This window comes from Flavobacterium bizetiae (assembly GCF_902804475.1).
In the GTDB taxonomy this organism is placed as follows: Bacteria; Bacteroidota; Bacteroidia; order Flavobacteriales; family Flavobacteriaceae; genus Flavobacterium; species Flavobacterium bizetiae.
This window is the reverse complement of the sequence record NZ_CADCSU010000205.1, coordinates 1-9,659: the sequence shown is the minus strand read 5'-3', so window position 1 is coordinate 9,659 and position 9,659 is coordinate 1. Positions and strand designations below refer to the sequence as shown.

General features: G+C 31.3%; 5 protein-coding genes. 4 read left to right on the top strand and 1 reads right to left on the bottom strand.

Going from position 1 to position 9,659, the window contains the following annotated elements; genetic code table 11:
• Positions 1–330: 330 nt before the first annotated feature.
• The 4 genes from FLACOL7796_RS23775 (at position 331) to FLACOL7796_RS23760 (ending at position 8,824) form a co-directional block, all read left to right on the top strand.
• Positions 331–3,423 carry a hypothetical protein gene (locus tag FLACOL7796_RS23775; protein ID WP_173973245.1) on the top strand — a complete coding sequence of 1,031 codons (3,093 nt, stop codon included), beginning with the start codon at positions 331–333 and terminating at the stop codon, positions 3,421–3,423.
• Positions 3,423–4,652, top strand: coding sequence for an Ig-like domain-containing protein (locus tag FLACOL7796_RS23770; RefSeq protein ID WP_173973244.1), 1,230 nt, complete (start codon positions 3,423–3,425; stop codon positions 4,650–4,652). Before FLACOL7796_RS23775 ends, FLACOL7796_RS23770 begins: the two co-directional genes overlap by 1 nt.
• The gene (locus FLACOL7796_RS23765) at positions 4,639–6,192 is read left to right on the top strand and encodes a cellulase family glycosylhydrolase (RefSeq protein ID WP_173973243.1); all 1,554 of its coding nucleotides are present in this window, start codon (positions 4,639–4,641) and stop codon (positions 6,190–6,192) included. Before FLACOL7796_RS23770 ends, FLACOL7796_RS23765 begins: the two co-directional genes overlap by 14 nt.
• A gap of 553 nt (positions 6,193–6,745) precedes the next feature.
• Positions 6,746–8,824, top strand: coding sequence for a tetratricopeptide repeat protein (locus FLACOL7796_RS23760; protein WP_035625418.1), 2,079 nt, complete (start codon positions 6,746–6,748; stop codon positions 8,822–8,824).
• 52 nt (positions 8,825–8,876) lie between these two features.
• On the opposite strand, the gene FLACOL7796_RS23755 is transcribed toward FLACOL7796_RS23760, so the two are convergent.
• Complete coding sequence (locus FLACOL7796_RS23755; RefSeq protein ID WP_035625416.1) at positions 8,877–9,572, bottom strand: LytR/AlgR family response regulator transcription factor; 696 nt, start codon at positions 9,570–9,572, stop codon at positions 8,877–8,879.
• Positions 9,573–9,659: the final 87 nt, after the last annotated feature.

Below are 9,659 nucleotides of genomic sequence, written 5' to 3'. Positions count from 1 at the left end.
AATTAACTAAATCAACATATTTATTATGAATTGTAATTTTTGAAATTAAACAGTACTTTCAACGAAAGTCTCTACAAGAGATTTAAACAAAAGATGTTTTGTTTTTTTGAAAATAACATCACTGTGATGCTCTAATTACATGATTCTGGCAATACTTATTTTAGAATATTATTCTGATGTAAAATTAGAGCTCTTGTATGACTTTTTTTGATATTTTAGATGTTTGGTACTGTTTCTTTCGATGAAAGGACATTTTGTACAGTTATATCGTTTTCTTCTATAAGACGATATCCCTATATTTACAAAAACAATAATGTAAAATAAGAGTGATTGAAAGAAACTTCTAATAAATATTTGATAGTAGCCTTACTTTTTGGATTGACTTTCCATGGCAGCGCTATTTTTTTTACTTTAGAAAGTTCTTATGATGCTTTAATTCACATGTTTTTCGGAAATCATTATGCCCACAGTTGGTTTGAACCTTGGAATTATAGTTGGTATACGGGTTTTAATGTGATGAGTTATCCTCCATTAGTGCACCAAACCATTGGGTTACTTTCTTTAATTGGAGGTTTGAAATTTGGTATGTTTACTGTTGCCATCGTTGGGATTATTTTATTCATTACAGGAACTTTTAGATTTTCACTTTTAATAACTGGAAATAGAACCGTTGCAGGTTATTCTGCTATTCTGGCAGTGGTTTCTTCTTCTTTTGTAGAAACATTGCATATTTTTGGACAGCTTCCCAGTATTATTGGAGTTTCTGTTTTAATGCATGCACTTCCAGAGATTTATCTTTTTATCAAAACAGGCAAAAAGAAATATTACTTCACCTCTCTGTCTTTGATGGCCGTAACCGTTTGTTCGCATCATGTTACACCTTTATTTGGAATGGTATTTTTTGTTTCGCCTTTAATCGGTATGATAGTAATGGATACCGCTCGCGAAAATGTCAATTCATTCAAGGAAATCACATTCAAAATATTCTATAAAACATTTCTATCATTATTAAAACGGATTATTCTTTTCTGTGGTAGCGCCGTTTTTCTGCTAGTATTTTGTATACTGCCGTATTGGATTAATTCTAAAGCCAATCCCATCACTCAGGTTCCTATTCCGCATGGAAGTCGCGACAATTTTATAGAATTAACCTCTTCTGGCTTGATGTTCTTCTTGATACCTTGGGGAATATTACTTTTTATATTGCCTTATATATTTTATAGATATTACAGCAAAAGGTATATTTTTTTCGGATTATCCTTAACCTTGCTCACTGTTTTAGGAACGGGCGGCACAACTCCAATTCCCTTAGCAATTTTAGGAGAAAATGCTTTTAATATCCTAACCTTGGATCGCTTTACACTTTGGGCTTCTATAATGAGTTTGCCCATTTTTGGTGAATTTGTGTACCGATTAGTTGAAGGTGACTTAAGAACGGCTTTGCAAGTAAAATTTGGGAGTGTTTATAGGAGGATCCTAGGCGGATTATTTGCTGGTTGCTTTTTGTTTTTTGCAGTGTTTACCATGACGTTAGGGTATTTTAGACCATTGCAACCGCAAAAAATTAACTTTTTACCAATTGTCAATTTCTTAAATCAGGATCAACACGATCACTGGAGGTTTTTGCCATTAGGTTTTGGTGATCAGATGGCCTACTTATCGACACAAACAAAGGCAATGACGGTTGATGGAAATTACCATTCGGCAAGAAGATTACCAGAATTGACTTCTCGTGCAGTAGAACGGCTGGAAAACTCCAAATTTCGAGGACTTGAAGGTATTGGTTCATTGCAGCAATTTCTAACGGTTCCTGAAAAATATAATTTGAAATATGTTTTTTCTAACGATAAATTTTACGATCCAATTCTCTATTTCTGCGGTTGGCATCGATTATCACAATTAGAAAATGGTATAATGGTGTGGGAAAAACTAAATGTGCAGCCCTTGTCTAAAATTCTTCCAAAAGATGAAGTACCGATCTATTTGAAATTAATGTGGGGAATTATTCCGATGTTAACCATTCTTCTGGCTTTTATACTTAATGTTCAGATGATTTGGTTGCAGGCCTTAAAAATAAAGCCTTTAGAAAAACCTTCTTTCAATAAGTATGGAATTGTTTATGCTAATTTTCCAAGAGCGATGATAAAATTTCTACACATTTGGACAGGGATTTTACTACTAATTATAAGCTTTGGAGCATATCGCATTTATATCAAAAATGCTGCACAGATTAGTCCTGAAAATGTTGTAAAAGCATATTATGATGCTCTAGATTTTAAGTTTTATGATAAAGCGCACTCTTATGTTGTTCCTAATAAAGAATACTCGGTGGCTCAGTTTATGCTGGAAATTTCTGTTTCGGATGGTGTTCTTAATTCTTACGCCAAGTTAGATGCTATCGAAACTAAAATTGTTCAGCAAAGTAAAGACAAAGCTAGAGTTATTGCAACGACCAAGTGGGTTACACCATTAGAATTAATTGAAAAAAAGTACATACATGACGTTCAGAAAATAAACGGGAAATGGTTTATCATTCCAGATAAAAAAGATACCGATATTCCTCCGGACGAATTCATGTCAGAGAATATTAATTCGTATTACAAGCAAGGGAGACGAAAGACAACTACCCAGCAGACCTATCATGAAGATGTACTGCGCCAACCAGATTTAGAAATTATATCGGCAAGTTTGGTAAAAATTGACAGTCAATATATAGTGATTGGTGAAGTTCAAAATATAGATAATGTTCCTGCAGATGTGGTCTTGAAAGCTACTTTATATGACAGAAATGATAAATCGATTGCCGTATTCAACGCAAAGTATACTATTAAACATAAATTGATGCCAAAAGAAGTCACGAGTTTTAAGGTGAATTTTGAAGATATTGCGTGGTTAAAGCCAACTGATGTAAAGCCAACAACTTTTAACCCCAATGAATTTACACCAAAAGAATTGAAAAATATTCCCGCTACATTTGATATTCAAAGTGCTGGAAATGTCGCAACCACCGACTTGTATAATTCGGTTGCTATTTCAGATTTAGTGATAGATAACAACCAGATCAAAGGTACTTTATTCAATTACGGAATTCAAGAAGTAACCATTCCAGAGCTCTTAATTTCGTATTACAATGATAAAAAAGAATTGGTTTATGTTGATCACCAGTTTATAAAAGAGGGTGTTCGCATTCAGCGTAAGCAATATTTTACCTATAATTTGCCAAGAGATTTGAATCCTGTGATTATAAAATCTTCAACAGAAAATTGTTTTGTAAATGGTTTAGAATCAGAAGCTCTTGCTCGTGCGGTAATTCCGGTACGAAACAGTAAACAAGAAAGTGCACAAATGCAAAGGGTTAAAGGACATAAAGGGTATTCGTTTATTAAAATTGAAATTAATAATTACATTGGAAATCCTAGATAATGAAGAATAAAATCTATATATTTTGTTTTTGTTTGTTTACCATATTATTGGTATCAGTCACTTTATTGCCTAAAAAACAAACGGGCGCTATTATACTAATTACGCAACAAAAGACTTTTATAGCAGGTGCCAAAATAGCTTTAGATTTTGAGGTCAATACGTCAAATAGACCGCAGTTGTTTTTAATTCATTCTTTAGGAAAAACACTTTTAGATGCCACCGTTAAAAATGATAAATTAACTTTTGCCCTCCCTAAAAGTTATGCTAAAAAATCGGGTCGTATTGATTGGTTTTTGGTTGTAAACGGAGAAAATAAACTACAGGGAAACTTTGAAATTTTGCCCAATAACGACACTAAAACGGATATCGAAAATTATTTAGGTCCACCAAGTACATTGGTAGGTGATGGTCATTTTGTAATGTACGTTACCATTCCGACAGATGGCTTTGATAATCCGAAACCAGAAAATACTCCTGTAATTTTTAGAAGTCAGTTTTTAAATACTATTACAAATCAAACGGTAAAAACGAAAAATCTCATTGCTTGGAAAATAATTGATGCTCCTACAAAATCTGGAATAGTTTTGGTTTCTGCTCAATGCAATGCTACCATTACTAAAGAATTTAACGCTGTAATTTTTCCTGGAATCGCTACAAATTTCATAATTTCTTTTACTAGAAATCATCAATATGCTGATGGAAATCAAATTACGACCTTAAAAACAGCTGTTATTAAAGACAAATTTGGTAACGTTGTAAGCGACGGAACCATGGTCTCATTTGTGATTTCTACTGCTAATAATATGGTTTTAAAATCATTTGGCACAACTATAAACGGAGTTGCAACTGCTCAGATTTTGCATCCTGATCACCAAGATGTTTATACTGCAAAAGCGTATGTAGCGGGAATAGCAGAAAGTAATTCTATAGCAATTAACTACGAACCGATTAATCCGAAAATTGAATTTGAATTTTCAAAAGATAAGCGCACTATAATAGTCGGCCCGTTGCGTAGTTTTATAAATCAGTTAGTTCCAGACGGAATTAAAGTGACTCTAAAAGTGTATCATCATAATCAACTCGTAGCAACTTTGCAAGAAGATAGCGTAAAAGGCCATGCTGTTTTTACTATTTCATCTGAATATTATAAAGAAAAAAAATATTCATTTGAAATTTCAACCTTAGGAAGTATTCAAAAAGTAGAAGAAAAAAATTATGATAGTAATTAACAATAAAAATAATTATCGGGCAATTTTAATAGTTTCATTTATTGCGATTAATATTTTGGTATTATTTGGAATGAGTGAAATTTTGGGCTACTTAAATTCGGGAGCAGATAGAAGTTCGATGCTGCATTTAGAGAAAGAGACTTTAGATACATATTTACCCAAAGTAACGTGGGAAACCTTCAAAAATCAAGGTAGACGGATGGAAAATCAAACCATCCAGAAAATTGAGAAGCATTATTTGTTTTCTTATGTAATAAAAAATAATGCTCTTAAAAACAATGTCAATGATGGAATTGACGATTATTTTACAGAAAGTTCGAGAAAGCAATTAGAACAAATTATAGCCTATAATAAGGCCAAAAAAATTTCGATCCAGAGTACAATAATAGAACATCATGCATCGTTAGATTTTTATAGCGAAGACGGCCAACAAGTCGTTATTACCGATAAAAATGTAGTTGAATTTCAAAATGTTTATCAAGATAACAAGCTTATAACTTCTGTTCGGGATACTGCAAATTATAAGGTTTTAATGTTGCTAGAGGATGGTTTTTGGCGTATTCGACACTATGTTCGGATGCAAAAAGAAAAGAGTTTGGTTGCTGTAGAATTGAATAAAAAAATATACACGGTAAAAGGAAATGAAATTTTAAAAAATGGTGCTCCCTATATCATAAAAGGTATTAATTATTATCCTAAAAATTCTGCTTGGGATATGTTTGGAAATAAATTTAATAAAGATACTATAGCTGCTGATTTTGATATAATAACAAAAGCAAAACTCAATACGATTAGGATTTTTGTTCCTTATGAAGAATTTGGTAAAGCAGAGGTTTCAAAAGAGAAATTAGATAAGGTAAAAATAGTTTTAGACTTGGCCGAAGAAAAAAAACTAGCTGTAATCGTTACATTATTCGATTTTTATGGAGATTATGCTCCAGAAAGCTGGACTTTAACTCATCGACATGCAGAGAAAATTGTAACGACTTTTAAGGACTGCAAAAATATTATTGCTTGGGATATTAAAAACGAACCTGATTTAGATTTTGAATCACGTGGGGAACAAAATGTAAAGCCTTGGTTGGAACAAATGATTGCAGCAGTCAAGAAATTCGATGCTAATCATTTGGTCACTATTGGATATTCTAATATTGCATCGGCAGAGATACTAAAAGATAAGGTAGATTTTGTATCGTATCATTATTATGAAGATATTTCACTTTTTGAAGAGAAACTTGCTGTTTTAGAAAAAGCAGCCAAAAAGCCTTTGGTAATGCAAGAATTTGGGCTTTCGTCCAATCGAGGACTGTGGAGTTGGTTTGGTAATTCAAAAGAAAAGCAGGCTAATTATCATAAAAAAATGCAATCTATATTCAAAAAGAAGCAACTTGCATTTGTTTCCTGGACTTTATATGATTTTCCGAAAGTTCCAGATAAAGTTGCTGGAAAATGGCCGTGGATAAAAAACAAACAAAAACAGTTTGGATTCATCGATTCAGAAGGAAAAAACAAACCTTCTTTTTTGTATATAAATTATTGATTTTAATTTTTAAATAAAAACAATTAAGTCTTTTTATTTGACATTGAATTAACTTTTAAAATAGCACTTCACTAGAATTACATCGCCTTTATTGATTTTAATTTTAAAAAAACGTATAGCTTTTGCGGCAAAAAAGGAGATCATATTTTTGATACTTAGCAAGTCTTTTTTGAATTTGCAGGCAATTTTAAAATTGATTTTTAAAAAGGCAAAAGTCCAACAATAAAGGGCAATGTAATTCTGGAAGTAGTCGCATAATATTGGTACAAACAGGTTAATGGCAGTGACATAAATGAAATAAAAAAAAGTGTTTTAGTTTGTCATCTTTCAGACAGCTCTTAAAATTCTTTCTTTTCTTAATAGTATTACATACTCAGCAAGCTAAATCTGTTATTCATAATTAATTTTACTATTTTGTTTCTTAATTCTGATACAAATATACGTTCGTTATAAGATTTTTTTTTATTTTTTTTCGATTATCCGCACTTTACTGTAGACGAATAATCAATGTTTATACTTAACTTGCAGTTAATTACAAAAGATATGTTTAAAAATGAACATTAAAAAGGAAATAGTCTTAGTTTTTTGCTTTCTTCTTGGATTATCAATTCAAGCGCAAGATATGCAAGAGGGTTTTACCAATTTAGAGAAAGGAGAATTTGCTCAAGCCGAAATTTTTTTCAGCAAAATTTTAAAGACATATCCAGATAATAAAACGGCAAAGCTATGTTACGGTAGAGCTGTCGGTTTAAATTCAAGTCCTGAAAAAGCCACAGTAATTTTTTCTGAACTACTAAAAAAGTATCCAGATGATTTTGAAATCCAGTTGAATTATGCTGAATGCATGTTATGGAATAAAAATTTTTCTGAGGCAAAACCTTATTACTTTGGCCTGATAGCAAAGCATCCCGAAAGTTTTCCGGCTTTACTAGGCTATGCAAATACTTTGTCTAATTTAAAACAATATGAGGAGGCTTTAATCTATGTAAATAAAGCTTTGGCAGTTTCTGTTAAAAATCCAAATGCCTTAGTTTCTAAGAAATACATTCGCATGGGATACGCCAATCAATTGGTACAACAACAAGATTATAAAACTGCACTTTCTTTATTAGATGAAAATTTTGAGGATTTTCCGAAAGACAAGGAAACATTAATGAATAAAGCTAATATTTATTTAATCACTAAGGATAAAAAAAATGCAACCAAGGTATATCGAGAATTAGCAGTATCCAAAAAGGATAGCTTGTTTTCTTTAAACGGATTGTCATTAGTTTCGCATATAGCCGAAAGAGATAGCGAAGCTTTATCTATAGCCAAAAAAGCATTAAAAAATAGCCAATTTATTGAGGACATAAAATTACAAAATCAAACAAAAGAACGCTATGTTCAGGCACTAATTTGGAATAGAAAGTACAAAGAAGCAGCAGCAAAAATAAAGGAATACCAAATTAGTAATCCCAATGAAAATTGGGTATTAGCGCTTTCTGCAACTTTAGGAATGTATCGTAGTGATTTTAAAGAAAGTATTGCTGACTACCAAAATATATTGGTCAACGATGCAAAATCATTTGATGGAAACTTAGGAATATCGAATGCTTACTTTGCAGATGGCGAACCATTAAAAGCTTATGAAGCAGTTGATACTACCTTGAAAATATTTGAAAACCAAAAAGATGCTATTGGATTTCTAAAAAAATTAAATGAAAATTTCACACCAAGTGTAGAGGAGATAATAAGTTATTCATTTGATAATGGAAAGAATGAAGCCTACGCTAATAATACAGTTTTGAATTTTCCAATATCGACGAAATGGGCTTTTTTAGGAATGTATCAATACAGAAAAACTGAAAATACAGTCACTAAAAATTCGGCAGTCTCTAATGACTTCAAGGTCGGCGCACAATGGCAATTTCATCCCAAAATAAATTTTAATGTTTTAGTAGGTTCAAGTAATGCAAGATCTTTCGTTAGTAATTATAGTCAATTATTAGTAGACGTATTTTTCAAAATAAAGCCCTTAAAATTGCAAGATTTAGAATTAGGGTATAAGCGAGATATTCAGAACTTCAATGCTGATCTGGTAAGTAGAGAGATAACAGCTAATAATTTTTATTTCAATTATAATATTGGCACAAACTTCAAATTAGGATGGTTTACACAATATTATTACAGCGCGCAAAGTGATAGTAACCAGCGAAACTTATTATTTACCTCATTATATTATAATTTTTTATCAAAACCAATTTTGAAAGCAGGCTTTAATTATCAATTTATTGCCTTTCAAAAACAATTGCCAACAATTTATTTTAGTCCAAGTAAATTTAATGCTTATGAGATTTTTGTTGATTTTTTGAAAGATGAAAAATCGGCTGAAAACAATGCTATCTTTTACACACTAAGTGCTGCAACAGGATTTCAATACATTGAAAATGATAGCAAGCAATCGACTTATCGAGTGCAAGCTAAATTTGGCTATAAATTTTCAGATCGTTTTTTGGCGAATTTTTATGGTGTTAAAAGTAATATTGCGTCTGCTACTGCTGCCGGGTTTCAATATACAGAAGTAGGTTTGCGTCTTAGATGGATGTTGACATCTAAACCAGTATTCAAAGTGAAGAAAAACGAGAAATAAGAGCTTTTTTCAACTTAGTATTAAAGAAGTAGTATTTTCTTTTATAAAAATGCTACAATAAGTTCAGTCGTTTCATTAAATCTGGTCTATTGGCGCGACTTACAGGAATGACGTCTTTGCCAATTAAGACACTATTGTCTTCAATGTCAATAATTTTTTTTGTATTGATAATAAAGGAACGATGCACTTTCAAAAACAAATCTTTAGGTAATTTGTGTTCTATTTTTTTAAGGGTTGAGTGGACCACATAGTTTTTGTTTTCCGTTTTGATATGAATATAATCTCCTTTAGCTTCTATAATATTGACGAAAGCAAATTCAATTTTGATCAGACGGCGATCAATATTGATGTAAAATTCGTTTGCATTATCTTCATTAGCACTTCTATTTAAAATTGTTGTTGTAGTATTCGCTTTTTGAATTGCTTTTTGAAAGCGATCTTCGGTAATTGGTTTTACTAAATAATCTACAATACATTCGTATTCAAAAGCTTCGATAGCAAAATTTTTATCAGAAGTTATCAGTATAATTTTGGGTGGACTTTTAATTGTTTTAATAAAATCAAAACCTGTAAAATCAGGCATGTGGATGTCTAGAAAAATTAAATCGACATTATTTTCATTTAAATACTTTATGGCATGAATAGCATTTGAGAATTCTTTTAACAAGTTTAATTGAGATGTATTTTCAATCATTTTTTCTATTATGGATCTTGCCATTTCTTCGTCATCAATAATAATGCAATTCATAGTTTAATAAGATATTATAATTATATTACAAGTCTATTGTAGTTCCTAAAAGTAATCTAAAGTTCATATTGTCGGTTTGTACTATTT

Bases quoted from the DNA above. Each gene is read 5' to 3' on its own strand.
- FLACOL7796_RS23770 (WP_173973244.1), top strand. From the start codon at position 3,423: ATGAAGAATAAAATCTATATATTTTGTTTTTGTTTGTTTACCATATTA.
- FLACOL7796_RS23765 (WP_173973243.1), top strand. From the start codon at position 4,639: ATGATAGTAATTAACAATAAAAATAATTATCGGGCAATTTTAATAGTT.
- FLACOL7796_RS23760 (WP_035625418.1), top strand. From the start codon at position 6,746: ATGAACATTAAAAAGGAAATAGTCTTAGTTTTTTGCTTTCTTCTTGGA.
- FLACOL7796_RS23755 (WP_035625416.1), bottom strand. From the start codon at position 9,572: ATGAATTGCATTATTATTGATGACGAAGAAATGGCAAGATCCATAATA.